This window comes from Streptomyces sp. NPDC005485, assembly GCF_040606085.1.
Lineage (GTDB): Bacteria > Actinomycetota > Actinomycetes > Streptomycetales > Streptomycetaceae > Streptomyces.
The window spans coordinates 15,588-40,700 of the sequence record NZ_JBEXDZ010000012.1 but is presented as its reverse complement, the minus strand read 5'-3'; the positions used below and the strand labels follow the sequence as shown (position 1 = coordinate 40,700).

General features: G+C 70.3%; 24 protein-coding genes and 1 riboswitch. Of the genes, 4 read left to right on the top strand and 20 right to left on the bottom strand.

The annotated features are described in order from the left end of the window. Positions 1-243 precede the first annotated feature (243 nt). The 3 genes from ABZS97_RS06885 to ABZS97_RS06875 all read left to right on the top strand — a co-directional run bounded on the left by ABZS97_RS06885 (position 244) and on the right by ABZS97_RS06875 (position 2,767). A complete protein-coding gene (locus tag ABZS97_RS06885) occupies positions 244-1,425 on the top strand; it encodes a Glu/Leu/Phe/Val dehydrogenase dimerization domain-containing protein (RefSeq protein ID WP_356134409.1) in 1,182 nt (393 codons plus the stop codon). Positions 1,426-1,619: 194 nt separating this feature from the next. Continuing rightward, complete coding sequence (locus tag ABZS97_RS06880; RefSeq protein WP_356134407.1) at positions 1,620-2,039, top strand: hypothetical protein; 420 nt, start codon at positions 1,620-1,622, stop codon at positions 2,037-2,039. An 83-nt stretch (positions 2,040-2,122) separates the two neighbouring features. Further along, positions 2,123-2,767: a TetR family transcriptional regulator C-terminal domain-containing protein gene (locus ABZS97_RS06875; RefSeq protein WP_356134405.1), complete on the top strand. Its 645-nt coding sequence runs from the start codon at positions 2,123-2,125 to the stop codon at positions 2,765-2,767. Between the two features lie 121 nt (positions 2,768-2,888). Here ABZS97_RS06875 and ABZS97_RS06870 read toward each other — a convergent pair whose 3' ends face one another. The 7 genes from ABZS97_RS06870 to ABZS97_RS06840 all read right to left on the bottom strand — a co-directional run bounded on the left by ABZS97_RS06870 (position 2,889) and on the right by ABZS97_RS06840 (position 10,394). Next, positions 2,889-3,674 carry an SGNH/GDSL hydrolase family protein gene (locus ABZS97_RS06870; protein ID WP_356134525.1) on the bottom strand — a complete coding sequence of 262 codons (786 nt, stop codon included), beginning with the start codon at positions 3,672-3,674 and terminating at the stop codon, positions 2,889-2,891. 145 nt (positions 3,675-3,819) lie between these two features. Further along, on the bottom strand, positions 3,820-4,545 hold the full coding sequence (locus ABZS97_RS06865) for a DUF6250 domain-containing protein (protein ID WP_356134403.1): 726 nt from the start codon (positions 4,543-4,545) through the stop codon (positions 3,820-3,822). After that, positions 4,529-4,870, bottom strand: a complete 342-nt coding sequence (locus tag ABZS97_RS06860; protein WP_356134401.1) for a hypothetical protein — start codon at positions 4,868-4,870, stop codon at positions 4,529-4,531. Before ABZS97_RS06860 ends, ABZS97_RS06865 begins: the two co-directional genes overlap by 17 nt. Before the next feature lie 103 nt (positions 4,871-4,973). Next, positions 4,974-6,038: a GDSL-type esterase/lipase family protein gene (locus ABZS97_RS06855; protein ID WP_356134399.1), complete on the bottom strand. Its 1,065-nt coding sequence runs from the start codon at positions 6,036-6,038 to the stop codon at positions 4,974-4,976. Beyond that, on the bottom strand, positions 6,023-6,745 hold the full coding sequence (locus tag ABZS97_RS06850; RefSeq protein ID WP_356134397.1) for a hypothetical protein: 723 nt from the start codon (positions 6,743-6,745) through the stop codon (positions 6,023-6,025). The genes ABZS97_RS06855 and ABZS97_RS06850 overlap by 16 nt, the downstream gene beginning before the upstream one ends. A gap of 196 nt (positions 6,746-6,941) precedes the next feature. Beyond that, complete coding sequence (locus ABZS97_RS06845) at positions 6,942-7,862, bottom strand: peptidoglycan DD-metalloendopeptidase family protein (RefSeq protein ID WP_356134395.1); 921 nt, start codon at positions 7,860-7,862, stop codon at positions 6,942-6,944. Between the two features lie 4 nt (positions 7,863-7,866). Next, a riboswitch (cyclic di-AMP (ydaO/yuaA leader) is annotated at positions 7,867-8,022 on the bottom strand. Positions 8,023-8,324: 302 nt separating this feature from the next. Then, positions 8,325-10,394, bottom strand: coding sequence for an alpha-galactosidase (locus ABZS97_RS06840; RefSeq protein ID WP_356134393.1), 2,070 nt, complete (start codon positions 10,392-10,394; stop codon positions 8,325-8,327). 178 nt (positions 10,395-10,572) lie between these two features. Between ABZS97_RS06840 and ABZS97_RS06835 the strand changes: the two genes are divergently transcribed. Then, on the top strand, positions 10,573-11,370 hold the full coding sequence (locus ABZS97_RS06835) for a tyrosine-protein phosphatase (protein WP_356134391.1): 798 nt from the start codon (positions 10,573-10,575) through the stop codon (positions 11,368-11,370). A 24-nt stretch (positions 11,371-11,394) separates the two neighbouring features. Here ABZS97_RS06835 and ABZS97_RS06830 read toward each other — a convergent pair whose 3' ends face one another. The 13 genes from ABZS97_RS06830 to hpnC all read right to left on the bottom strand — a co-directional run bounded on the left by ABZS97_RS06830 (position 11,395) and on the right by hpnC (position 25,097). Continuing rightward, positions 11,395-11,520, bottom strand: coding sequence for a DUF6126 family protein (locus ABZS97_RS06830; RefSeq protein ID WP_356134389.1), 126 nt, complete (start codon positions 11,518-11,520; stop codon positions 11,395-11,397). Next, positions 11,517-12,179 (bottom strand): XRE family transcriptional regulator, encoded by a 663-nt coding sequence (locus ABZS97_RS06825; protein ID WP_356134387.1) that lies wholly within the window; start codon positions 12,177-12,179, stop codon positions 11,517-11,519. Before ABZS97_RS06825 ends, ABZS97_RS06830 begins: the two co-directional genes overlap by 4 nt. 95 nt (positions 12,180-12,274) lie before the next feature. Beyond that, positions 12,275-13,675, bottom strand: coding sequence for an aspartate aminotransferase family protein (locus tag ABZS97_RS06820; protein ID WP_356134385.1), 1,401 nt, complete (start codon positions 13,673-13,675; stop codon positions 12,275-12,277). Then, a complete protein-coding gene (dxs, locus tag ABZS97_RS06815) occupies positions 13,672-15,567 on the bottom strand; it encodes a 1-deoxy-D-xylulose-5-phosphate synthase (protein WP_356134383.1) in 1,896 nt (631 codons plus the stop codon). Before dxs ends, ABZS97_RS06820 begins: the two co-directional genes overlap by 4 nt. Positions 15,568-15,597: 30 nt before the next feature. Then, complete coding sequence (gene ispG / locus ABZS97_RS06810; RefSeq protein WP_356134381.1) at positions 15,598-16,773, bottom strand: flavodoxin-dependent (E)-4-hydroxy-3-methylbut-2-enyl-diphosphate synthase; 1,176 nt, start codon at positions 16,771-16,773, stop codon at positions 15,598-15,600. A gap of 4 nt (positions 16,774-16,777) precedes the next feature. After that, the gene (gene hpnH, locus ABZS97_RS06805; protein ID WP_356134379.1) at positions 16,778-17,800 is read right to left on the bottom strand and encodes an adenosyl-hopene transferase HpnH; all 1,023 of its coding nucleotides are present in this window, start codon (positions 17,798-17,800) and stop codon (positions 16,778-16,780) included. 5 nt (positions 17,801-17,805) lie between these two features. Then, the gene (locus ABZS97_RS06800) at positions 17,806-18,447 is read right to left on the bottom strand and encodes a 1-hydroxy-2-methyl-2-butenyl 4-diphosphate reductase (protein WP_356134377.1); all 642 of its coding nucleotides are present in this window, start codon (positions 18,445-18,447) and stop codon (positions 17,806-17,808) included. Then, the gene (gene shc / locus ABZS97_RS06795; RefSeq protein ID WP_356134374.1) at positions 18,447-20,450 is read right to left on the bottom strand and encodes a squalene--hopene cyclase; all 2,004 of its coding nucleotides are present in this window, start codon (positions 20,448-20,450) and stop codon (positions 18,447-18,449) included. Before shc ends, ABZS97_RS06800 begins: the two co-directional genes overlap by 1 nt. Before the next feature lie 109 nt (positions 20,451-20,559). After that, positions 20,560-21,690: a polyprenyl synthetase family protein gene (locus ABZS97_RS06790; protein ID WP_356134372.1), complete on the bottom strand. Its 1,131-nt coding sequence runs from the start codon at positions 21,688-21,690 to the stop codon at positions 20,560-20,562. After that, a complete protein-coding gene (gene hpnE, locus ABZS97_RS06785) occupies positions 21,687-23,111 on the bottom strand; it encodes a hydroxysqualene dehydroxylase HpnE (RefSeq protein ID WP_356134370.1) in 1,425 nt (474 codons plus the stop codon). The genes ABZS97_RS06790 and hpnE overlap by 4 nt, the downstream gene beginning before the upstream one ends. Continuing rightward, on the bottom strand, positions 23,108-23,248 hold the full coding sequence (locus ABZS97_RS06780; protein WP_356134368.1) for a DUF6380 family protein: 141 nt from the start codon (positions 23,246-23,248) through the stop codon (positions 23,108-23,110). Before ABZS97_RS06780 ends, hpnE begins: the two co-directional genes overlap by 4 nt. Continuing rightward, complete coding sequence (gene hpnD / locus ABZS97_RS06775; protein WP_356134366.1) at positions 23,248-24,198, bottom strand: presqualene diphosphate synthase HpnD; 951 nt, start codon at positions 24,196-24,198, stop codon at positions 23,248-23,250. Before hpnD ends, ABZS97_RS06780 begins: the two co-directional genes overlap by 1 nt. Continuing rightward, complete coding sequence (gene hpnC, locus ABZS97_RS06770) at positions 24,195-25,097, bottom strand: squalene synthase HpnC (protein WP_356134364.1); 903 nt, start codon at positions 25,095-25,097, stop codon at positions 24,195-24,197. Before hpnC ends, hpnD begins: the two co-directional genes overlap by 4 nt. Between the last annotated feature and the right edge of the window lie 16 nt (positions 25,098-25,113).

Below are 25,113 nucleotides of genomic sequence, written 5' to 3'. Positions count from 1 at the left end.
ATTCGAAGCGGACATACGGAAAGGTCCTCGCGACCCACCGCATGCCGCCGGGCGTGCGACCCCGGACCGCTCTCCCCGGGGCGCCCCCACTGGCGAGGGCCCCACTTCGTTGACAGCACCGCACACACCTTCCGATACTGACTGACGGTTCAGTAACGGCACCATGGCACCTCACCTGCCGCTCCGCCCCCACCGAAGCCCTGCCCCCGACCCCACCCCGATCGCCGCACCTGAGGAGAGCTCGTGACCGCCCCCCTGATGTCCCTCACGTGGACCGACCACGTCACCGGTCGGGAGGGCTTTCTCGTCGTCGACCGGCTCGTACGGGGTGTGTCGAGCGGCGGTCTGCGAATGCGGGACGGCTGCACGCTGGAAGAGGTCACCGGCCTGGCCCGGGGCATGACGATGAAGGAGGCCCTGCACTACAACCCCGAGGGCCGCTACATCCCCCTGGGCGGCGCCAAGGGTGGCATCGACTGCGATCCCCGGGCCCCGGAGGCGTACGGCCTGCTGGTGCGATATCTGCGCGCTGTACGGCCGTACATCGAGACCCTGTGGACCACCGGCGAGGACCTCGGCCTCACCCAGGATCTCGTCGACCGCGCCGCCGAGGAGGCGGGCCTCGTCTCGTCCATCCAGGCGGTGTACCCGCTGCTCGACGACGAGCCGACGGCCCGGCAGCGCCTGACGGACGCGTTCGCCGTCGACGTGGACGGAATCGGGCTCGACGAGCTGGTCGGCGGCTGCGGTGTCGCCGAGTCGGTGCTCGCGGCGCTGGACCGGGCCGGGGTGCCCCACTCCGGGACACGGGTCGCCGTACAGGGCCTGGGCACCATGGGCGGGGCGACGGCACGGTTTCTCGCACGGGCCGGCCTCGCGGTCGTGGCCGTCGCCGACGTCAAAGGCACGATCGCCAACCCCGAGGGCCTCGACATCGAGACGCTGCTCGCCGCGCGGGACGCCTACGGGACGGTCGACCGTTCTGCGCTGCGCCCGGCCGACCGTGAACTGCCCGGCGACGCATGGCTGTTCACCGACGACGCCGAGGTACTGGTGCCCGCTGCAGTCTCGTACGCGATCGACACCGTGAACCAGCGGCGGATCACGGCCCGTTGGATCGTCGAGGCGGCCAACATGCCCGTACTGCCGGAGGCGGAACAGTTGCTGGCAGCGCGCGGAATCACCGTCCTGCCGGACGTCGTGGTCAACTCCGGGACGAACGCCTGGTGGTGGTGGACGCTGTTCGGCGACATCGGTGCGGACGCGGACGAGGCGTTCACGTACACACGCCGCTCGATGCGCGCCCTCGTCGACCAGATGCTGGCCCGCGCGGAAGCCGACGGGACGACGCCGAGGGCCGCCGCGCACGCCATCGTCGCCGACCGGCTGCCGCTGATCGCGGAACGGTTCCGGTGGTACAGGTGACGGGGCGTGGGCGGTCCCGACCGGCAACGGGGGCACCGGATCGGTCATTCCCTGCGGGGAATTGAGGCACGGACCGGGGTGAAGCAGAGTCGATGGCGCAAGGAACGCGCAAAGGAACGCGCAAGCAACACGCACGGCACCGCGGACCACAAGAACACCCCGCCGCGCCGTCCGACCGCCGAGGAGCCCGCCCCATGCCTGCCATCGACGCACAGGACCTGATCGAGCGCTACATCGGCGTCTGGAACGAACCCGACCCGGAGATCCGCCGCAAGACCGTCCACGAACTCTGGGCAGCGGACGGTCTGCACGCCCTGCGGCCTCCCCAGGAGATGCATGACACGGCGGTGGGTCTCGGCTTCACCACCGCGGCACTGGAAGCCCGGGGCCACGAAGAGCTGCACGCGCGCGTGACGCGCGCCTACGAGGAGTTCGTCGCCCCGGGGACCTACGTCTTCCGGATCCAGGAGGCCGCCCGACAGGTGCGTGACGTCATCACGTTCCGCTGGGAGTCCTTCCACACGCAGGAGGGACAAGTGACCGGCGGCGGCCTGGAGTTCCTCGTGCTCGACGAGGACGGTCGCATCACGGCCGACTACCAGTTCGTCGACTGACCGCACGCGGGTGCCCCCGGGGCGCCCGACCGGCGTCAAGGGGGTCGGCAGCGCTGCCCTTGGCAAGGGATTAGGGTTGCCGGGTGGCGAGAGTGCGGTTGAGTGTGGCGGAGCGGCGCGAGGAGTTGCTGCGAGCCGCGATTGGGCAGATCGAGGCGCGGGGCGTGGCGGCGGTGCGAATCGCCGACGTGGCCTCGGCACTCGGGGTCAGCAACGCGCTGGTGCTGTACCACTTCTCCACCAAGGAGAAGCTGGTCGCCGCCGCGTTCACCTACGCCGCCGAGGACGACCTCGCCCATCTGCGCAAGCTGCTCGGCCGCCGGACGACGGCGCTGCGGCGGCTGCGGGCGGCCGTGCGCTGGTACGCGCCGACCGGGCAGGCCAAGGGGTGGCGGCTGTGGATCGAGGGCTGGGCGGTGGCGCTGCGCGAGCCCGTACTTCGCGACGTCACCCGCGATCTCGACCGGCAGTGGAAGGCCGCGATCGCCGAGGTCATCGAGGAGGGCGTCGCCGCCGGCGAGTTCCCCTGCCCGGATCCCGCCATGGCGGCGCTGCGGCTCACGGCGCTGCTGGACGGGCTGGCGGTGCAAATGACGGCGTACCCGGGGGCGGTGTCGCGGGCCCGGACCCAGGAGTGGGTCGACGAGGCGCTCGCACGGGAACTGGGGGTCCCCCGCGAGGCGTTGACGGCTACGCCCACGGCAGCGGTGCCCGCGACATCGCGCTGAGGCGCCGTCGCACCCCTGGCCCGCGGACCCCTTGGTTCAGCCCAGCTCGTACGGCGCACACGCGAGCGCCGGGACCGCCGGATCACCTCGGCGCCCCAGCGGTCCCGGCGGTCCCGGAGGCTCAGGCCACCGCCTCGATGCGCATCTTGATGTCGTCCGGCGACAGCGTGCCCTTCGCCGCCACGTGGTCCCCGGAGGACTCGCCGCGCAACCGCCGCCCGATCCACGGGACGAGGTACTCGCGTGCCCAGTGGATGTCGTCGCGCCGGACCTCCAGCGTGCCGCGCGGCGGCAGCGGGGGCCACGGCTGGTCCGGATCGGCGGGCACCTCCAGACCGAGGACCTGGCCGGCGCGGAGCGCGACGCGGGTGTGGCCCTCCGGCGAAAGGTGCAGGCGGTCGCCGTCCCAGGCCCGGCGGTCCTGGACCGTCTTGAGCGACCACAGGTCGAGGACCGGACAGCCGTACCGGTCGGCGATGGCACGTACATGCCCGTTGTACGTGGCGATCTTGCCGCGCAGATGCTTCAGCACCGGGACGGTGCGGGTGTCGAAGCCGGTGGTCACCAGGACGGTGCCGACGGCTGAGGTGAGGTCGGCGATCGCACGCTCGAAGCGCTCCGCGACCTCGTCGGGGTCGGTGCCGGGACGAATGATGTCGTTGCCGCCCGCACAGAAGGAGACCAGGTCCGGGGAGAGCTCCTTGGCCCGCCCGAGCTGGTCCCCGACGATCTGGTCGAGGAGCTTTCCGCGTACGGCAAGGTTGCTGTAGGTGAAGTCGCCCTCGGGCCGGCGGTCCGCGAGAAGCACCGCGAACCGGTCGGCCCACCCGACGAACGCCCCGTCGGGCCCGGGGTCGCCGACGCCTTCGGTGAAGCTGTCCCCCACCGCCACGTACGACCCGATCACTGATCTGTTGTCATTCTTCGAATCGTCTGCCACGTCGGCCCATGATTCACCTTGAGGTGTGAGCTACGCGACCGTAAGAAGGGGTTGACGGGCGGTGAGATAGGCCACTCGTCAAGTATTGGTCAACTTTGGAATAACGTTCTGATCAGGGGCGTTTGGTAAGCCGCCACACTCGGAAGTCCGTGATCCGGAAGTGGCTCCAGGTCGTCCGGAACGCGAAGTGTCCGCTCGTGTACGACTCGGGATCGCTGTAGTCGAACACGAGTCGACCGTTGTCCCACCACTGGACGGCGGGGCCGTCGGAGACGATGCGCACGCGATTGGGCTCGTTCGCCGTGAGCAGCGGTTGCGTGTAGTCGTAGATCAGCGGTCGGACGCCCGCCTCACCGACGTACCGGCGCAGCCGAGTTGTGGTGTTGGTGTTGGCGCCGTACCCGGAATAGTACGTCTTGAGGTAGTCGTACTCCGCGAGTACGCCGCCGCGCGCGGTGGCGAAGAGGTCGTCCGGGGAGCGGACGTCGACGGCGTTCCAGAAGTTGTTGAGGTCGGAGACCCGGTCGTTGACGCCGCCCGCGGAGACCGGCGTGGCGGTGTACTCGATGACGTACGGGCCTTCGAGCCGCTGCTTGAACCAGATGGTCGCCCCGGCGGGTACGTCGGCCTCCAGCGTCCCGTGGGATGCGGTGACAGTGCCGCCCTTCTCGAGTTCCACGGCCCACTGACCCAGGCCGTGGCAGAAGTCGTCGTGGGCGATCAGCCGTCCACGGCGGTGGCGGGACGCGGTGCTCGCGGCGGCGGCCGTCACCGGGGCGAGCGCCGCCAGGGCCGCACCGGCGGCCAGTGCTCCGAATGCTCTACGCGTGGTCGTCATGGGAAACGGCTCCTTCAGCAGGGATACGGGGTGTGGTGATCGCCGGCTTCGGCACGCGCCGGGTCTCGGTGCCGAGGTAGAAGTCCGTGTACGTCGACTGGAGATAGCCGCGCACGGTCCGGCCGAGCCGGTACTCGGGGTTCTGGGCGAGCGTGTAGATGCGCGTCGACGTCGGCTCGGTGCTGGTGCAGAGGCGCAGCGCACTGTGGTCGTCGGTCGGCGAGGATCTCCTCGCGCCAGTCGCCGAGGAGGTCGCCGTAGAAGGGGGTGGCGTTGCGGGCGCCGGAGACGACTCCGGACGGGTCGAAGACCCTCTCCACAACACGACGCGCGGGCCGCTGCTGCCCGGTGGCCTGCGCCGGGGCGGCGACCAGCCCGGCCGGCAGGGCCGCGGCGGCTACGGCGCCGAGTCTTCGGGGTCTCACGGTTCAGTGCTCCTTGTCGAGAGCGAGCGCGGAGAGGATGACGGCTGAGAGGCGGTCGGCCACCTTGCTGTGGCCCTGGGTGTTGGGGTGGACGGTGCCGTTGAAGTCGCCGTCCTCAAGGGACAGCCACCCCGTGGTGTCGACGAACTCCACGCGCTGGTCGGCGAGTTGGTCCACGACGGCCGCGATGTCCTCGGCGTGCGTGCCGTCGAAGGGGCACAGGGCGAGGATGCGGGCGTGCGGGGCGGCGGCCTTGAGCTCTTCGAGGTAGGACCGGTAGGCCGACCGGAAGCCGCCTGCTGTGGACGCCGCATCGTTCGTGCCCTGGTTGACCACGATCACGTCGGCACGGCGATCCGAAGTAGCCCTGGACTCGGCGTAGTTCCAGCCGTAGGCGTCCCCGGCGGCGGGCACTCCCCCGTTTCCGGTCTGGATCACGCCCTGCCTGCCGAAGCCGACCTGGGTGAGGGAGGCGCCCAGCCGGTCCGCGACCAGGGTGGGGTACGCGGCCGTGCCGTCGGCGCAGTCGGAGGTGTTGACCTCGCACAGCGCCATGACTCCCTGGGTGATGGAGTCGCCGTAGAACGCCAACCGCCTTGTGGGCGGCCGGTGTTGGGGAAGCAGACGCGCGCCTTCGTCGAGTCGCAGCCCGGTGAGCACGACGCCCGTCTCCAGAGGAGGGGTCCAGCGGTTGGCCCGTGAGAACACGTCCTTGACGGAGATCTCGACGGTGTGCGGTCCCCGGCCGGGCGCGTCGATATCGAGGTCGTCCCGGTCGACGGCGTACAGCCGCTTCGGTCCGCCGTCGACCGACACATAGATCTGCGCGGGCACGGTGATCGACCCGACATCGAAGAGGGCGTGCACCTCGCCGCCGGTGAAGCGGAAGTGCAGCCGTGAGCCGGAGTTGACAGTGGTCGCGGCCTCCGGCGTACGTCCCCAGTGGCCTTCGTAGGACAGGCGCCTGTCGTCGGGGCGTACGACGTTCGCGTGGTCGGACGCGAAGACGGGAGGGGCGCTCGCCAGGGCCAGGAGCGCGGCCACGGCGGTGATCAGCGGGCGTTCCATGACGGGATCCGGTCTCCGATCAGCGCGAGGTTCTGGATCGCCGCGAGTGCCCACTGGGCGGAGGAGTTGGTGGAGATCCAGGGGATCTCGACCGGCCCGTCCTGTTCGACCTCGGTCTTCTCGATCCGCCCGGTGAAGTACTCGGTCGCGACGCCGTCACGGAGCGAGCCCTGGCGCAGGGCGACCAGCCGTCCGTCGCGGGCGATCTCCGCCGAGCCGCGCCGGACGCTGCGGACGACGGTGTCGGAGCCCTTTGCGCCGAACACGGCCGTGATGACACCGGTCGACACCTCGATACGGCCGCCGGTCCGCGTGACGGTGACCTTCCGGGCGGGGACGGCGGGGGCGCCCGCGGCCAGCCGGTACGTGTCGGCCTTGGCGGCGCCGGGCGCGATCGCGTGGGCGGTCCACTTCACCGAGCCGTCGGGCCAGTGGCCGGTGACCCAGCTCTGCACGGGGACGTCGTCGCCGGAGGCGGTGGTGAGCCGGAACGTCCGGTCGGGCTGATGGGTGCCGCGGGCCCAGGGCACACCCCAGGTGGTCCCGGCGTGGGCGGCGGGCGCGGAGCCCTCCAGCCAGTGCAGTTCGGTGTCACCGCCCGCATCGTCGGCGGCGGAGGCGCTGCGGGAGAGAGCCCAGGAGAACGGGGCGGTGGCGGCCGCGGTCGCGGCGCCCTTGATGAAAGTGCGTCGCTGGACGCCGGGCACGGGGACCTCCGTAAGCATAGAAAGCGCTTGCGGAGATCACTGTGGCGTCACTGTCGCACGCCTGTCGATACCTCGTGCGGTCGTGCCACAAGACCGCAATGCGGCGATCATGAACCGCACATGGAGCCGCGCACACCGAAGGCCGGGCCCCGGGGATCGTGGGGTCCGGCCTTCGGAGGCGAGGAGCAGGCGGGCGTCAGCCGACGGCCACGCCGTGCGAGCGCAGATACGCCACGGGGTCCACGTCCGAGCCGTAGTTCGGCGTGGTGCGGATCTCGAAGTGCAGGTGCGGCCCGGTGACGTTGCCGGTCGCGCCCGAGAGGCCGAGCTGCTGGCCCTCGGTCACGGTCTGGCCCGCCGAGACGGAGAGCTGCGACATGTGGGCGTACTGGCTGTACTGGCCGTCGGCGTGCTGGATGACGACCTCGTTGCCGTAGGCGCCGTCGTAGGCGGCCGAGACGACGGTGCCCGCGGCGATGGCCTTGATGGTGGTGCCGGTCGGCACCACGAAGTCCACGCCCGTGTGGTAGCCGCTGGACCACATGCCGCCGGGGACCTTGTAGCCGGTGCCGACAGTGGCGCCGGAGACGGGCAGGCCGTAGCCGGAGCTGCTGGCCGTGTCGGCGGACTGAGTGGTCTTGGACTCGGTCGTCGGCGCGGCCTTCGACTCGGTCGTCTGCGTGCTCTTGCCGGACGACTGGGTTGCCGCGGTCGCGGCCTTCTTGCCGATCGTCAGCTTCAGGCCCGGGTGGATCAGCGAGGGGTCGCTGCCGACGGCGGCGCGGTTGTCGGAGTAGAGCTTCTTCCAGCCGCCGGTGACGTTCTGGTCGTCGGCGATCTTCGAGAGGTAGTCACCGGCCCGCACCGCGTAGGTCCTCGTGCCCGACTTCTGGGCGGCGGTCGGAGCGGCGGTGATGGTCTTCTCCGAGACGTTCTGCGCGACGTTCTCGGCGGTCTTCTCGGGAACCGTCGAAACAGCGGCGGCGGGGGTGGCGGCGTGCGCACCCGTGGCCCCCATCAGCGGCAGCGCGAGCGCGGCGCCACCGGTTCCGGCGACTGCGATGGAGCGGGTGAAACGCTGGGACTTGGGACGGCGGTGCTTACCCTTCGCGGGCATGGCGTTTTCCTCTCCGGCGCCTGCGAGGTGAGCTGTCGGGTGCGGACTGGAGATGCCCGGCCGCACTCTCGCGCGGCTTTACCCCTAGCCGTTCCGGAGACCGGAACAGGCGTTCTACCTGTGGGTCCCCCGCTCCTGCCGTGACGGGTGAGTGTGCGGATTCCGGGCGGCGGCAGGATTGGGCGTCCGTCCGGATTGGTGGCGAACGTAAGCGAAACGAGCGCAGCGGGACAAGCATTGGGTTTCCTGTGAACACCGCTTTCTTGATCCTTGTGGACAAACCCGGTGACGCTGCGTGGATAAGGATCTCCGGCATTCTTTGAATCCACTGAAAACAAAGGGAAATTACGTGAGCATGACCACGACTCACCGTTACCACTATGACGCTGCTCACGCCACGCAAGCCCAGGTAGCCCTATTCCAGGGCTAGTTGTAACGAAGGCTCTAATTCGGACAGAACAGTCACTTGCGACGCAGTCGAATAACCGTCGCATCAAGGTCACCGCGCAGCTTTGTGCGCAGCCCATGATGAAGCAGCACCGCGCCACGGTGCGTTTCGCCGGTTTCGCGGCATTCGTACGCGTCTTCAGGGCCAAGTCCGCGCAGTCTCAGCGGGGCGACGGGCTCACCGTGACGCTGAGCCTGGAGCCAGGCGAGGACGACGACCTCGTCACCGTGGACGTACTGCACCGCGCTGAGCCCGCCCTCCGGGGGCCGCAACCGGTAGAGGTCCCCACGCTGCACGACGGGCCGGATCTCCTTGTAGAGCTCCACCCACTCCCGCGCCTCGCCGAGCTCCTCCTCGCTCCACTCGGTCAGATCGCCGCCGACGCCGAGCACCCCGGCCATGGCGCTCACGAACCGGAAGCGCAGAGTGCTGACACGTCCGTTGAGCTGGGTGTTCGGGCTGTCCGTGACCCAGGCGGCCATGACCCGGGAGGGGTGGATCTGACTGAAGCCGTGCTGGATGGCGAGCCGGTCGAGCGGGTCGGTGTTGTCCGAGGTCCACACCTGGTCCGTGCGGGCCATGATGCCGAGGTCGATCCGGCCGCCGCCGCCCGAGCAGGACTCGAAGGCGACCCCGGGGTGGGCGGCCCGCAGCCGGTCCAGCAGGGCGTACAGGGCTTGCACGTGGTCGACCCACAGCCGCTGCGGGTAGGGGTCGCCGGGCCAGCCGGCATCCGTGAAGCAGCGGTTGAAGTCCCACTTCACGTAGTCGATCGGGGCGCTGGAGAGCATGCTGTCGAGCTGCTCCCACAGGTACTCCTGGACGTCCGGGCGCGCGAGGTTCAGTACGAGCTGATTGCGGTACTCGGTCCTGTTTCGTCCGGTCTGGAACTGCACCCAGTCGGGGTGCTGCCGGTAGAGCTCGCTGTCCGGATTGACCATCTCCGGCTCGACCCAGATCCCGAACTGCATGCCGAGCGCGTGCACGTAGTCGCCGAGCGGCTTGAGGCCGCCCGGGAAGCGGTCGGGGTTGGGCGTCCAGTCTCCGAGCCCGGCCCGGTCGCTGGTGCGCGCCCCGAACCAGCCGTCGTCGACCACGAACAGCTCGACTCCGATCGCCGCGGCCCGCCGTGCGAGCGTGCCCTGCTGCTCCTCGGAGATGTCGAACCCCGTGGCCTCCCAGGAGTTGAAGAGCACCGGCCGGTCCCGGTCCGCGTCCGGGATGACGTACGCACGCTGGTACGCGTGCCAGGCCCGGCTCGCCCCGCCGAAGCCGCCGTCGCTCCACAGCCCCGCGAAGACCGGCGTCGTGAACGATTCCCCGGACTCCAGGCGCAGCAGGCCCGAGTCGTCGTATCCGGCGCCACCGGTGATCTGCACGCGCCCGTCCGGGAGTTGGGCCACCGAGATCCGCCACGAGCCGGACCAGGCGAGCGCGCAGCCGTACACCTCGCCGCGTTCCTCGGTCGCCTCGTCGTCGAGCGCGACCCAGGGCAGGTGCTGATGCCCGGTGTGCCCGCGGCGGCTGCCGATGACCTTCTCACCGTAGGTGAGGGGGGAGCGTACGAGCCGGGACTCGGCCGCCCACCGTCCGTGCAGCTGGGACAGGCGCCGGCCGTCGCGCTCGGGCAGCGTCCAGGTCGCGGAGTCGGCGCGCAGCAGCTCCACGGCCGGGCCCTCGTTCTCGAGGGTCACCCAGCGCTCCACGACGTCACCGCGGGTGCGGTAGTGCAGCGTGATGCCGAGGCCGGAGTCGGAGAAGCGCAGCCGCAGTTCGTCACCGTCCGCCTCGTGCGCCTCGAACCGCCACTCGGTGCCGCGCCGCTCGTCCGTACGCACGGACAGCGCGGGGCGTACGAAGCGGGGGCCGCCCTCGACGGGATACTCCTCATGGCCGTCGAGCTGTGACTCGAAGGGCCAGTACTGCGGCGCGGGCAGCGCGGCCAGCGCCTCGGCGTCGGCGAGGGTGATCCGCGGGCCCCAGTGCAGGTGCAGCAGCTCGTCCTGCTCGGTGAGCCGCAGTGCGTAACTGCTGGTCGGCCCGGAAAGCAGCCAGATGCGACCGTTGCCGCCGATCTCCATCATCAAGCCCCCACAGATACGAACAGGTGCGATCAAGCACCAACATCATCCGGCGCATTCGGCCCCGCAGGCAACGCCCTGTGGACAACTCATTGCCCCAGGAACCCATGTCGTATCGTCGAGAGCGCACCGTCGGCCACCACCGAAGCCGCGTCGACGGGGCGCAGTGGGAGGAGCCCCCGTGACGCAGCAGGTCCCGTCGACCGAGCCCGAACTGGCCGCAGTGCGCAACTTCCGGGACGTGGGCGGCCTGCCCACCGTGGACGGCCGGAGGGTGCGGCACGGGGTGCTGTTCCGCAGCGGTCACCTCGCGCACGCGACCGAGGACGACGCCGCGTTCCTCGCTTCGCTGGGCCTGCACACGATCTTCGACTTCCGCAATGCCTCGGACCAGAAGCTGGAGGGTCCGGACGTCGAGCTGCCGGGCGTGCGGAACGTGAACCTTCCGCTCAGCGATCCGGCCGACGGCGCCGAGTTCTGGAGGATGGTCCGCGACGGCGACATCGACCAGCTGCGCGAGCTCCTCTCGGACGGCAAGGCGGCGAACCGGATGATCGGGTCGTACCGCAAGATAGTCAGGGATCGCACCGCCGAGCACTCCCAGGTACTGCGCGCACTGGCCGAGGACAGCGCCCCGGCCCTGATGCACTGCGCGGCGGGCAAGGACCGCGCGGGCCTCTCGATAGCTGTGACGCTCCTCGCCCTCGGCGTCGAGCGCGACGCGATCGTGGCGGACTACCTGGAGTCGAACGCGGCCCACCGTCGCTACAAGGTCCACCGCAGCAGCACGTCCGCCTCCGCGTACTCACCGGAGGTCATGGAACTGCTCGCCCCGCTGTTCGACGCCCGCGCCGAGTACCTCACGGCGGCCTTCGAGACGATCGAGGAGACCTGGGGTGACGTAGACACCTACCTGGAGAAGGGTCTGGGCATCACGCCGGAGCTGCGCGAGCGGCTGCGCGAGCGCCTGCTGGACTGACGGCCGCCGGGGTGGCGGCGCCGCTCACTGGTTGTGCGCGCCCAGGGTGAACAGCAGATAGATGAAGGCCGCGAAGAGGTGGCCCACGGCGACGTAGATGATGAGTCGCACCCACAGGGCGCGGGGGAACTTCTCTTCCATGTCTCTCATGACGTCTCTCCCGTCAGGGGGCCGAGGCACAGCGCGGCGCTGGGGCTCTGCAGCAGGGTGTGTACGAAGAGCAGCTCGGCCCCCTCGCGGCCGTCGGCGGCGAGGCGGTGCGGGGTGAGCGAGTCGAAGTGCGCGCTGTCGCCCGGCGCGAGCACATGCGCGGCGTCGCCGAGGCGCAGCCGCAGCCGCCCCTTGAGGACGTACAGCCACTCCTCACCGGGGTGGACGCGCACGATGTCGCCCTGCGCCCCGTAGGGCACGTGCACGCGCAGGGCCTGCATTCCGCGGCCCGCGGCGCCGGCCGGCCAGTACGTCCAGCCACCGGCCCGGGTCGGCTCCATGTCGGCGGCGCGCACGACGGCGTCCCGCTCGGCGACGGTCTCGCCGAGCAGCTCCGAGACGGTCGTATCGTAGATACGGGCGAGCGCGAGCAGCATCGGCAGCGAGGGCTGGCGCTGCCCGGTCTCCAGGCGGGAGAGGTGCGCGGGCGAGAGTCCGGCGGCGCGGGCCGCGGCCTCCAGGGTCAGCGAGGCACGGCGGCGCAGCGCACGCAGCTGGGGTGCGACGGCGGGCAGCACGGCGGACGGCTCTTCTTCGGCCGTCCCCGGTTCGGCAGGGGTCCTGCCCTCAGCAGGGGGCGGACCCTCAGTGGGGCTCATACCTCGATTCAGCCAGAGGCTTGCCTTTGCGGCAAATTTCTTGCCTCAGAGGCAAAATCCTCCCGCAGGCCCACTCACCCGCACCTACCAGCCGCTCAGCGGTTCGCCACGGCCTGCTTCACCAGAGTCTTCCCGAAGTCCCACATCAGACCGCCACCACTGTGCGCGTCATCCATCACCGCGGTGAACGCCTCGACGAACCGGTCCACATCGCCCTCGTCGACGACCAGCGGCGGAATCAGCTTGATCACTTCCAGATGGTCACCGGAGACCTGGGTGAGGATGCGATGCCGCTGGAGCAGCGGGACGACCACCATCTGCGCGAACAGCCCCTTGCGCGCGGCCTGCAGCATCGTCCAACGGCTGCGCAGCTTCAGCGACTTGGGCCGCCCGAACTCGATGCCGATCATCAGGCCCCGGCCGCGGACGTCGCTCAGCAGCTCGTACTTGTCCACGAGCGCCGCGAGCCGCGCCTTCAGCTGCTCACCGGTCGCACGGACCTGCGCGACGATCTGCTCGTTCTCCATGACCGACAGCACGGCGAGGCCCGCCGCCATGGCCTGGGCGTTCGAGCCGAAGCTCGCCGAGTGGACGAGGACGCGGTCCATCGACGAGTAGACCTTCTTGAAGATCCAGTCCCTGCCGAGGGTCGCGCCGACGGGCACATAGCCGCCGGAGAGCGCCTTGGCCACGCACACCAGGTCCGGCTCCACGCCCTCCTCGTGCTGGTAGGCGTAGAAGTCCCCGGTGCGGCCGAGCCCGGTCTGCACCTCGTCCGCGATGAGCAGCGCCTTGTGCTTGTGCAGCAACTCCTGGGCAGCGCGCAGATATCCGGGCGGCGTCTCGTGCACGCCCTTGCCCTGGATGGGCTCGACGATGAGCGCGGCGACGTCGCCCTTCTTCAACTCCCGTGCCAGTGCGTCGAGATCGCCGAGCGGGACGGCCGTGTCGGGCAGCAGCGGGGCGAAGCCGTCGCGGAAGCCGTCCTCGCCGTTCACGGAGAGCGAGCCGGTGGTGAGCCCGTGGAAGGCGTGCGCGCAGTACAGAATGCGCGGCTTGCCGGTCGCGTACCTGGCGAACTTCAGCGCGGTCTCGACGGCCTCCGTACCGCTGTTGCCGAAGAACACCCGGTCCAGGTGCGGGCTGTGGGTCAGCAGCCGCTCCGCGAGGAGGCCGGGCAGGGGCTGGCAGTCGAAGCGGGTGAGGTCGGCGAGCGAGGCGTCGAGGACGTCGTGCAGCGCCTTGCGGACGACGGGGTGATGGCGGCCCAGGCCCATCACCCCGAACCCGGCGAGCATGTCCAGGTAGTCGTTGCCGTCCGCGTCCCAGAAGTGCGCGCCCTCGGCCCGCTCGTAGACCTTGTCGAAGCCGATGGTGTGCAGCATGCGCGGGAGCTGGTGGTTCAGGTGCTTGGTGTGCAGCTCGTAGCGCTCGGCTCCGCGTTCGGCGAGGAGCGCGCCGAGGTCGAACTCCCCCTTCTGAGCAGGGTCGGTCATTCCTTCTTCTCCTTGGACAGCTCTTCCTTGACGGCCAGCCCGGCGCTGATCCGCCCCGCGATCTCGACGGGCGTGAGCCCTATGTCGGCCAGCACCTCGCCCCGCTTGGCGTGCGCGAGGAACTGCTCCGGAATGCCGAACCGCCGTACGGGAACGTCGACTTCGGCGTCTCCCAGTGCCAGCGCGACGGCTGCGCCGACTCCGGACGCCCGGCTGTTGTCCTCGACGACCGCGATCATGCGGTGCTCGGCGGCCAGTCCCGGCAGCGAGGGGTCGACCGGTTTCACCCAGCGCGGGTCCACGACCGTGCAGCCGATCCCGCGGGCTTCCAGCAGCTCGGCGGCCTGGAGGCAGACCGGCGCCATGACGCCGACGGCGACGAGCAGCACCTCGGGGCGCTCCCCGCGGTGCAGCACGTCCACCCCGCCCACGTGGTCGATCGCCTCGATCGAGGGTCCCACCGACTCCTTGGGGAAGCGGATGAGCGTCGGCGCGTCGTCGACGGCGACCGCTTCACGCAGCTGGGCGCGGAGCTGGTCGGCGTCGCGCGGCGCGGCGATCCTGAGGCCCGGCACGACCTGGAGGATCGACATGTCCCACATGCCGTTGTGCGAGGCGCCGTCGACGCCGGTGACGCCGGCCCGGTCCAGCACGAAGGTCACGCCGCAGCGGTGCAGCGCGACGTCCATCAGGAGCTGGTCGAAGGCGCGGTTGAGGAAGGTCGCGTAGACGGCGACGACGGGATGCAGGCCGCCGGTGGCGAGGCCTGCCGCGGAGACCGTGGCGTGCTGCTCGGCGATGCCGACGTCCCACACCCGGTCGGGGAACTTCTCGGCGAACTTGCCGAGCCCCACGGGATGCAGCATGGCCGCCGTGATCGCCACGACGTCCTCGCGTTCCGCTCCGATCGAGACGATCTCGTCGCCGAACACCGAGGTCCAGGAAGGTCCGTTGGAGGGTGCGAGGGGCTCGCAGGTGAGCGGGTCCATCACGCCGACCGTGTGGAAGTGGTCCTCCTCGTGCGCGAGGGCGGGCTCGTAGCCCCGACCCTTCTCCGTCAGACAGTGGATGAGCACGGGCCCGTGGAAGCGTTTCGCGCGCCGCAGCGCCGACTCCACGGCCCCCACGTCGTGCCCGTCGATCGGCCCGACGTACTTGAGCCCGAGGTCCTCGAACATGCCCTGCGGCGCGAACGCGTCCTTGAACCCCTTCTTCGCGCCGTGCAGCGACTCGTAGACGGTGTTCCCGACGACCGGCGTGCGCAGCAGCACGTCCTTGCCCCAGGCGAGGACCTTCTCGTAGCTGTCGGTCGTGCGCAGCGTGGCGAGGTGGTTGGCGAGGCCGCCGATGGTGGGCGAGTACGAGCGTTCGTTGTCGTTGACCACGATGATCAGCGGGCGGTCCTTCGCGGCGGCGATGTTGTTCAGCGCCTCCCACGCCATGCCGCCGGTGAGCGCGCCGTCGCCGATGACCGCGACGACATGCCCCTTCTCGCCCTGCACCTGCCGGGCCTTGGCGAGTCCGTCCGCCCAGCCGAGCGCCGTGGAGGCGTGGCTGTTCTCGATGACGTCGTGCTCGGACTCGTCGCGCGACGGGTAGCCGGACAGGCCGCCCTTTCCGCGCAGCTTGGAGAAGTCCTGACGTCCTGTCAGCAGCTTGTGCACATAGCTCTGGTGGCCGGTGTCCCACAGGATGCGGTCGACGGGTGACTCGAAAGCCCGGTGGAGCGCGATGGAGAGTTCCACCACCCCCAGATTGGGCCCGAGGTGACCGCCGGTCCTGGCGACCGCGTGCACCAGGAACTCCCGGATCTCCTCGGCCAGTTCACGTATCTCCGCCTCGGACAGCGCCTTCAGGTCGCGTGGTCCCCGGATGCTCTCCAAAATCGTCACGCTCGGGCCCCCTCTCGGTCCGTGCCTACTTCAACTCACAGTCACTGCGGGTGTTCCCGTGACGGTCGGAGCGCCGGACTCGGCGCCGTCCTTCCCCATCTGCTCGGCGATCTTCATCGCCTCGTCGATGAGGGTCTCCACGATCTTCGACTCGGGGACGGTCTTGATGACCTCGCCCTTGACGAAAATCTGGCCCTTGCCGTTGCCGGAGGCGACACCGAGGTCGGCCTCGCGCGCCTCGCCGGGGCCGTTGACGACGCAGCCCATGACCGCGACGCGCAACGGCACCTCCATTCCCTCCAGGCCGGCCGTGACCTCGTCGGCCAGCTTGTACACGTCGACCTGGGCGCGCCCGCAGGAGGGACACGACACGATCTCCAGGCGCCGCTGCCTGAGCCCGAGGGACTCCAGGATCTGGATGCCGACCTTGCACTCCTCGGCGGGCGGGGCCGACAGGGACACCCGGATGGTGTCCCCGATGCCCTCGCTGAGCAGCGCGCCGAAGGCGACCGCCGACTTGATGGTGCCCTGGAAGGCAGGGCCGGCCTCGGTGACGCCGAGGTGCAGCGGGTAGTCGCACTGGGCGGCCAGTTGCCGGTAGGCGTTGACCATGACCACCGGGTCGTTGTGCTTCACCGAGATCTTGATGTCCCGAAACCCGTGCTCCTCGAAGAGCGAGGCCTCCCACAGCGCCGACTCGACCAGAGCCTCCGGCGTGGCCTTGCCGTACTTCTGCAGCAGCCGTCGGTCGAGCGAGCCCGCGTTGACGCCGATCCGGATCGGGGTGCCCGCGTCCTTGGCGGCGCGCGCGATCTCCTTCACCTTGTCGTCGAACTGCTTGATGTTGCCCGGGTTCACCCGCACCGCCGCGCAGCCCGCGTCGATCGCCGCGAACACGTACTTCGGCTGGAAGTGGATGTCCGCGATCACCGGGATCTGCGACTTGCGGGCGATGGTCGCGAGGGCGTCGGCGTCGTCCTGCGTGGGGCAGGCGACGCGGACGATCTGGCAGCCGGACGCGGTGAGTTCCGCGATCTGCTGCAGGGTGGCGCCGATGTCCGACGTACGCGTCGTCGTCATCGACTGCACCGAGACGGGTGCCCCGCCCCCGACCGCCACCGGCCCGACCTGGATCTGCCGCGAGAGGCGGCGCTCCGCGATCGGTCGGACCGGCACCTCGGGGACGCCCAAGGAAACGGCGGTCATGACCTCAGCCCTTGCTTTCCGTGAAGGTCTCGCGGGCGGCGCGCAGCGACTCCTTGAGGGAGCCCATGGTCGCGAGGACGGCGGTCGGCTCGTAGCCGCAGTGCGCCATGCAGTTGGCACACCGGTCGTCCTTGCCGCGGCCGTAGGAGTCCCAGTCGGTCTCCTCCAGGAGCTGCTTGTACGTCTGCACGTACCCGTCGCTCATCAGATAGCAGGGCTTCTGCCAGCCGAAGAGCGAATAGCTCGGGATCGCCCACGCGGTGCACGGGAAGTCGACCTTGCCCTCCAGGAAGTCCAGGAAGAGCGGGCTCTGGTTGAGCCGCCAGCGGCGCCTGTTGCCGCCCGCGAAGGCCTTCTTGAACAGCTCCCGGGTCTGCTGGACGCCGAGGAAGTGATCCTGGTCGGGAGCCTTCTCGTAGGCGTAGGCGGGCGAGAGCATCATCTCGTCCACCTTCAGGTCGTCATTGAGGAAGTTGAGGACCTCGATGATGGTCTGCGGGGTGTCGGTGTTGAAGAAGGTCGAGTTGGTGGTGACCCGGAAGCCGCGCCGTTTGGCCTCCTTGATGGCCTCGACCGCCTCGTCGAAGACGCCTTCCTTGGCCACGGACTCGTCGTGCCGCTCGCGCAGCCCGTCGATGTGCACGGCCCACGCGAAGTACGGCGAGGGCTTGAACTTGTCCATCTTCTTGCGCAGCAACATGGCGTTGGTGCAGAGGAAGACGAACTTCTTCTTCGCCACCAACTGGCGCACGATCTCGTCGATCTGAGGGTGCATCAGTGGCTCACCGCCGGCGATGGACACCATCGGCGCACCGGACTCCAGCACCGCGCCCACGGCCTGCGCCACGGGCATGCGCTGCTTCAGCACCCCCGCCGGGTGCTGGATCTTGCCGCAGCCCTCGCATGCGAGGTTGCACGCGAAGAGCGGTTCCAACTCGACCAGCAGCGCGAACTTGTCCCGCTTCCTGAGCTTCTGTTCAAACAGGTATGCAGCGACCTTCATGGTCTGCCGAAGGGGCATGGCCATATGGCTCACCTCCGAGGGAGCAGCAAAGAACGGTGCCATTCAAAAAAAGCGGGAAGGACGGCACGAAGGACACGGAAAGCTGATATTCCACCGCGCACCGTCCCGATTCGGACGAGTTCATGTTCTGGAGCGTCCACGACCACCCGTACGGCCGCAACCGGGCGCACGCCCGTGCGCACGGCGCTGTGGAGCGTGGACGCCGATTCCATGTCGACCGCGATCGCGCCGGTCGCGAGCAGATCCGCCCGTTCGTGACCGCGGACGACGTGATCGGAGCCGGTGAGCGGCCCCGTGTGGACGGTGCGCCCCGGCATGGCACGCACGAGTTCCTTGACGAGCAGGTCGGTGCCCACGCAGGCAGTGGTGGAGCGCGGGTCCCTGGTCTCCTCGGCGACCACCAGGTCACCGGGGTGCATGCCGGGTGCGAGCCCCGCACAGAAGCCCGTGGCCAGGACCGCCGCATCGCGCAGCGCCGGGTCTGCGAGCAGGCGGGTGACGGACCGCTCGGCGGCCTTGGGCCCCATGCCGGTGCGCAGCACGGTGACCGGCCCGTCGGCGCCGCTCCGGTCGCCGCTGCGCAGCGCGAGGTGCTCGATGCCGAGCGCACAGGCGATCACGAGCGGAGTCGGCGCGGGTTGCCTTTCCATCAGCCCCCCTTGACCTGGACGACCGGTTCGCCGTTGACGTAGCGACCGAGCGCGGTGAGCGGGAAGACCTGACGGTAGAGGTTGTAGTTGATCGAGAAGTCCCACGGGAACCCGGTCCCGGTGAAGTACGGCTCGTCCCAGGAGCCGTCCGCCAACTGGGTCTCCGCGAGCCAGGCGACCCCGCGCTCGACGGCCTTGGAGTCGATCTCCCCGGCGGCGAGCAGCGCCATCAGCGCCCACCCCGTCTGGGACGCCGTGGAGGCGCCCCGTCCGCTCCACTCGGCCGCGTCGTGGTAGGAGCGCAGATCCTCGCCCCAGCCGCCGTCCTCGTTCTGCACGGTCTCCAGCCAGGTCACCGCCCGGCGGATCGCGGGGTGCGAGCCGGGGAATCCGGCGGCGACGAGGGCCGGGACAACCGACCCCGTTCCGTAGACGTAGTTGACGCCCCAGCGGCCGAACCAGGAGCCGTTGGCCTCCTGTTCGGCGAGCAGCCACTCGATACCTCGCCGGGTGCGCGGATCGTGGGCGAGGCCCTCGAAGGCGAGCATCTCGACGACGTGCGCGGTGACGTCCGCGGACGGCGGGTCGATGACCTCGCCGAAGTCGCAGAACGGCAGCCGGTTGGGGAACGGGCTGGTGTTGTCGACGTCGAAGGCGCCCCACGCACCGTTCTTCGACTGCATCCCGAGGTTCCAGCGGACCCCGCGCCCGATGGCCTTCTCGACGCGGTCCGGGTCATGGTGCCTGACCCGGCGCAGCGCGAGCACCACCTCGGCGGTGTCGTCGATGTCGGGGTAGTTGTCGTTGTGGAACTCGAACGCCCAGCCGCCTGGCGGAAGTTGGGGCCGCTTGACGGACCAGTCGCCGGGCCGGACGATCTCCTCTCCGAGCATCCAGTCCGCGGCCTTCACCAGCGCCGGATGGTCGGCGGGCAGCCCCGCGTCGGCGAGCGCGATGGTGGCGAGGCAGGTGTCCCACACCGGGGACTGACAGGCCTCGATCATCCGCGCCCCGTCCTCGCGCCACACCGTGAAGCGGTCCAGGGACTCCAACCCGGCCCGCATCACCGGGTGTTCGAGGTCGTAGCCCAGCAGGTGCAGCGCGATGACCGAGTACACGGCGGGCGGCTGGATGCCTCCCCAGCAGCCGTCGTTCTCCTGCCGCTCGATGATCCAGCGCGCCGCGGTGTTCATGGCGGCCTTGCGCAGCCGGCGCGGTGCGACCTTGCGATAGGTGTGCAGCACCTTGTCCAGGCGCTGGAAGACACCGTCCCAACTCGCCACCGGGGCAAGGGGCTTGACCGGGTTGGGATCGGCGGCGTCGCTGTGCAGCTCGTCCAGCGGGAACGGGGCGGGCCGCACCGGGCGCTTGGCGGAGACGACCGTCAGCGGCACGATGGTCTGCCGCGCCCAGCACCCGAAGTCGTAGATGTTCAGCGGCACCCACTTGGGGAAGTAGATGAGCTCCGGCGGGAGTTCGGGCAGGTCGTCCCACTTCCACCAGCCGAACAGGGCGAGCCAGATCCGGGTGAAGACGCGGGCCGCGGCGATGCCGCCCCGCTCACGGATCCACCCGGACGCCCGCGCCATGTGCGGCTCGTCCGGGCTGTCCCCGGCCAGCCGCAGGGCGACGTACGCCTCGATGGTGGTGGAGAGTTCGCCCGGGCCGCCGTAGAACGTCGCCCAGGCGCCGTCGTCCCGCTGCTCGCCGCGGATGAACAGCCCGGCGGCCCGCGTGGTCGCCTCGTCCTGGATGCCCAGGAACTGACGGAGCAGCAGATCCTCGGCGTCCATCGTGACGTTGGTCTCGAGGTCGCCCTTCCACCAGCCCTCGACGTCCTGCCGGGTGAGCAGGAAGTCGGTGGCACGCTGCATCGCAAGCGCGGCGGCGTCTCGGGTCTCGACTGTCCCGGCCGCCTCGGGAGTCGTCTGTTTGCGGGTGTCGCTGGCCGAGGCAGCGCGGGGCGGCAGGGCCCCGGTGCTTCCGTCGGTCGTCGCTGTCATGGCTTCCCCTTCGTGCAGTGGTTCTTCTGCTGGGTCCGCCGTCGGCCGGTGCTCGTGCGCTGCCGGGCACCGGCCGGCGACTAAGCGAGGGATATTCGACCGATAACGATCATCTCTTCCGTACGACGACGAAGTCGGCCAGCGCCACGAACTCGTCCCGCACCCGCTCGGGCATGGCGATGGAGTCCAGTGCGTCGATGGCGATGGTGTGCTGGCGGCGCGCCTCCTGGGCGGTCCACTCGCGGCCGCCCGCCTCCTCGATGAGCGCGGCGCGCGCGGCGAACTCCTCCTCGGAGAAGTTCTCGAAGTCGTTGCTCTTGGCGTCGGCGGCGAGGAGTTCGCCGAGGCGCTCGGAGGCGGGTCCGCCCGCGGCGAGCGCGGCCACCACGGGCAGGGACTTCTTGCGCTGACGCAGATCGCTCCAGGTCTGCTTGCCGGTGGCCTCCGGGTCGCCCCAGATGCCGAGGAGGTCGTCGACGGCCTGGAAGGCGAGGCCGAGGTGGTAGCCGTACTTCTCCAGAGTGTCGGCCGTGCGGTCGTCGGCGCCGCCGAGCACCGCGCCGATGGAGCAGGCGCAGGCGAGCAGGGCGCCCGTCTTGTTGCCCTCCATCTCCAGGCACTCCTCGACGGTGACGCGCTCGCGGTGCTCGTAGGAGATGTCCTGCGCCTGGCCGTCGATGAGGGCACGGGTGGCGCTGGTCAGTCGGCGGGTGGCACGGCCGGCCTCGACGGTGCCCAGTTCCAGCAGAACTTCGTTGGCCAGCGCGAACAGGGCGTCGCCGACGAGGATGGCCTGGGCGGGCCCGTGCACCTTCCAGACGGTGTCGCGGTGGCGGCGCTGCTCGTCCCCGTCCATGAGGTCGTCGTGCAGCAGCGAGAAGTTGTGCACCAGCTCGACCGCGACAGCGCCGGGCACGCCGACCTCGGGGTCGGCGCCGGCGGCCTGCGCGGAGAGCACGGCGAGCGCGGGGCGCACGGCCTTGCCGCCGTCACCGTCGGCGGGGTTGCCCTCGGCGTCGATCCAGCCGAAGTGGTAGGCGGCGACGGTGTCCATGGGGGGTGCCAGGCGGTCGACGGCCGCCCGCAGTACCGGTGTTGCCAGGGTCCGGCCGCGCTCCAGGAGCGCGGTCACGTCCACCGCGTCGGCAGCCGTTTCGGCCGGGGGCACAGTGGGCACAGTCTCTCCTCTTGTTGCGGTACCGGGGGTGCGGGGACCAGTCCCGTGCAGATCGAGCGTCATGCCGCCTCCTCGAAGGACTCGAAGACTTCGAGAAGGTGATCGCGGGACCGGCCCAGGGCGCTCAGTGCGGCACCGGCCGCACCGACACCACTGCGGACCGCACTCTCCATGGTCGCGGGCCACCCTGTGGCGGTCCACGCTCCGGCCAGGTACAGGCCGGGGGCCTTGGTGCGGGCGCCGGGCCGCAGTCGCCCGACGCCGGGGGTGGGGGCGAACGTCGCCGTGCGCTCCCGGGTCACGAAGAAGTCCTTCACCTCGGCGCCGCGCGCGCCGGGCAGCAGCCGCTCCAGCTCCGGCAGATAGCGCTCGCGCAGTGCGGCGACGGGCGCGTCGATCTCGTCCTGCGCCGCGGACTGCGACAGCGCCAGGTACTGGCCCTCCCGCAGCCCGGACGCCTCGGTGCGGTCGAAGACCCACTGCACCGGGGAGCCGAGCGCCGCGAAGAACGGCCTCGCGAGCACCTTGCGGTCGTAGACCACATGGATGTTGAGGATCGGAGCGGTGCCGATCTCCAGCAGCCGTCCGGGGTCGTCGAGCGCACCCTCGGGCAGCAGGTCGTGCGTCTCGCGCTGGGGTACGGCGAGGACGACCGCGTCGGCGTCGATGCTCTCGCCGGGAACCTGAACGCTCCAACGCCCGTTTTCGTAGGGGGAGATGGAGGTGACGCGTGTACGGACTTCGGTACGCACGCCCGCGGAGTCGAGCGCCTTGCGGGCCAGAGTGTCGTGCAGTTCGCCCAGCGGGACGCGCGCCCAGCCGATGTCGGCCGCGCCCGGGTCGGACAGCAGACCGGTCTTGAACACCATCGCGGCGAGCCCGAGCGAAGCATCGCCGGCCACCGCGTTGAGGGTGGCGACCCCCACCAGGTCCCACAGTGCCTCGATGGCACGCTGCGACTGACCGTGCTCGGCCAGCCAGGCGCCGAAGTTCTGCTCGTCGAGCGCCGGATCGGCGAGATCGAGGCCCTTGAGCGCCAGTGCGGCACGGCCGACCTTGGCGCGCTCGGCGAGCGACAGATGAGGATAGGTCGCGAGGCTTTTCGCCAGATGCAGCGGTACGGGCAGCGCCGTGCGGCCGATTCTGCCGAGCCGTCGCCCGGGCTTGGCCGCTGCGTCGAGAACGGGCACGTCGAGACGATCCTGCAACGGCGCGAGCGAGGCTCCGTCGACGCGGTCGAGGAACCACCGGTAGGCGGTGCAGCAGCGCAGGTACACGTGCTGTCCGTTGTCCACGGTGAGATCGCCGCGCCGGAAGGAGAAGGCGAGTCCGCCGAGCCGTGGCCGCCCCTCCAGCAGGGTCACCCGCACGCCGGCGTCGGCGAGCGCGAGCGCGGCGGTGATCCCGGCGAGTCCTCCGCCGACCACCACGGCGGACGCCGGCACGGACGCACCCGGCGTCTCGGCCTCCGTGGCCTCACTCATCGTGCACCCTCCCCCTCGACCGTGCCGCGGTGCTTGAACGATGCACGGCAGGTCGTTGCAGTCAGGGACGCCACGCGGCAGCGGAGGGTTGCCTGCCGGTTTCCTCCGTTGGAATCACCTTGGCCCAGTTTGTCCATCAGGCACGCCTCCTGACGGCCTGGCGCGACACATGCCGGGCGTCGAGGCCCGACAGACCGCGCACGGCGACGTAGGCCTTCTCCCGTCCGGGCAGCGAGACCCGGCCGCGCAGCACCGCCTCCGGCTCGCGCTCGATGCGGTCGAGGAGGCGGCGGTAGATGCCGGCCATGGCCGCCACACAGGCGCCGCTGCGCCGGTCCAGCATGGGCAGCAACCGGTAGCCCTCCGCGAAAAGAGCGCGGGCCCGACGCACTTCGAAGTGCACGAGGCCCGCGAAATCGGAACCCTCGGGTGGATTCGCCCCGCTGAACCCGGCCGAACAGCCGAACTTGGCCAGGTCGTCGGCGGGCAGATAGGTACGCCCGCCCTCGGCGTCCTCACGCACGTCCCGCAGGATGTTGGTGAGCTGGAGCGCGAGCCCGAGCGTGTCGGCATACTCCGGCGCGCGCTCGGCTCCGCGCGCTCCCCGTTCCGTGCCGAACACCCCGAGCGAGAGCCGCCCGATCGCCCCGGCCACACAGCGGCAGTAGACCTTCAGGTCGTCCCAGGTCTCGTAGGTCTCGCCGCGGACGTCCATCACGACGCCGTCGATGAGCTCGTCGAGGCCCCCGAGCGGGATCGGGAAGTGCCTGCCCGCGTGGGCGAGGGCGACCGCGACCGGGTCGGTGTCGTCCTCGTCGATCAGGCCCTCGCGGACCTGTTTGAGCAGCGCCCTCGTCTCCTCCAGACGGGTCGCCTTGACGTCCGGTGCGAGCGCACCGTCACCGATGTCGTCGACGCGCCGCGAGAACGCGTAGAGCGCGGACATCGCACGGCGCTTGGGCGTCGGCAGCAGTCTGATGCCGTACGCGAAGTTCCTGGCCTGCTGCCCGGTCACTGCCTCGCAGTAGCTGTACGCGGCGAGTACCGGTGCGGACACATGCTGTTCCGACTCCACGGTCCGGATCACCCCTCTCCTCGCAGAGTCACGCCCGCCTCACGCAGCAGCCGGAGCTTGCCGGGCTTGGGCGGGCCGGGAAGTACGTCGTATCCAGCGGCGGCGATCGCGTGGATCGCCGCCCTTCCCCCCGCCACGAACCCTGCGAGCAGCAGCTTCAGCCTGCCGTGGACGCTACCCACGAGGGGGGTGCCTTCATTCAGGAGGTTCAGGGCGCGTTCCGATTCGTATGCAACCAGAGCGCGCAATGATGCGCCCGCGGTGGACGTGGCGAGATCCGCCTCCTGGACGTGAAAGCGCTTCATGTCCTGGGCGGGCAGGTAGATCCGGTCGCGGCCGAGGTCCTCGGCGACGTCCTGGAGGTGTTCGACGATCTGCAGTGCGGTGCAGACGGCGTCGGAGCGGCGGACACGCTCGGGCGTCGAGGTGCCGGTGACGGAGAGGACGAGGCGACCGACGGGGTTGGCGGAGAGCTCGCAGTAGGCGACCAGGTCCTCGTATGTCTCGTACCGCGTGACCAGCTGGTCCTGGCGGTTGGCGGCGATCAGGCCGAGGAAGGGCTCGGGGGTGAGGCGGGCGCGCCGGACGGTGGGCTGCAGCCTGCGCAGCAGGGGGTGGCGCGGCGTCGAGTCGAACACCCGGTGCAGGTCGGCCTCGAAGGCGTCGAGCAGGAGCAGCCGGTCGTCGGCGTCCTGCGGCGAAACGCCGAGCAGGCGGGCGTCCGCGCCGCCGGGGGCCAGGTCGCCGTCGCCGATGTCGTCCACGAGGCGGGCGAAGCCGTACACGGCCATCAGGTCGTCGCGCCAGGCCTTGGGCAGAAAGAACGGCGCCACGGGGAAGTTCTCGTGCGCGGCCTTGTCGAGCGTGCTGCGCTCGGGGTCCCCGGCGCGCTCCGTCCCGGCTCCCGTCACCGCTCACTTCCCGGTA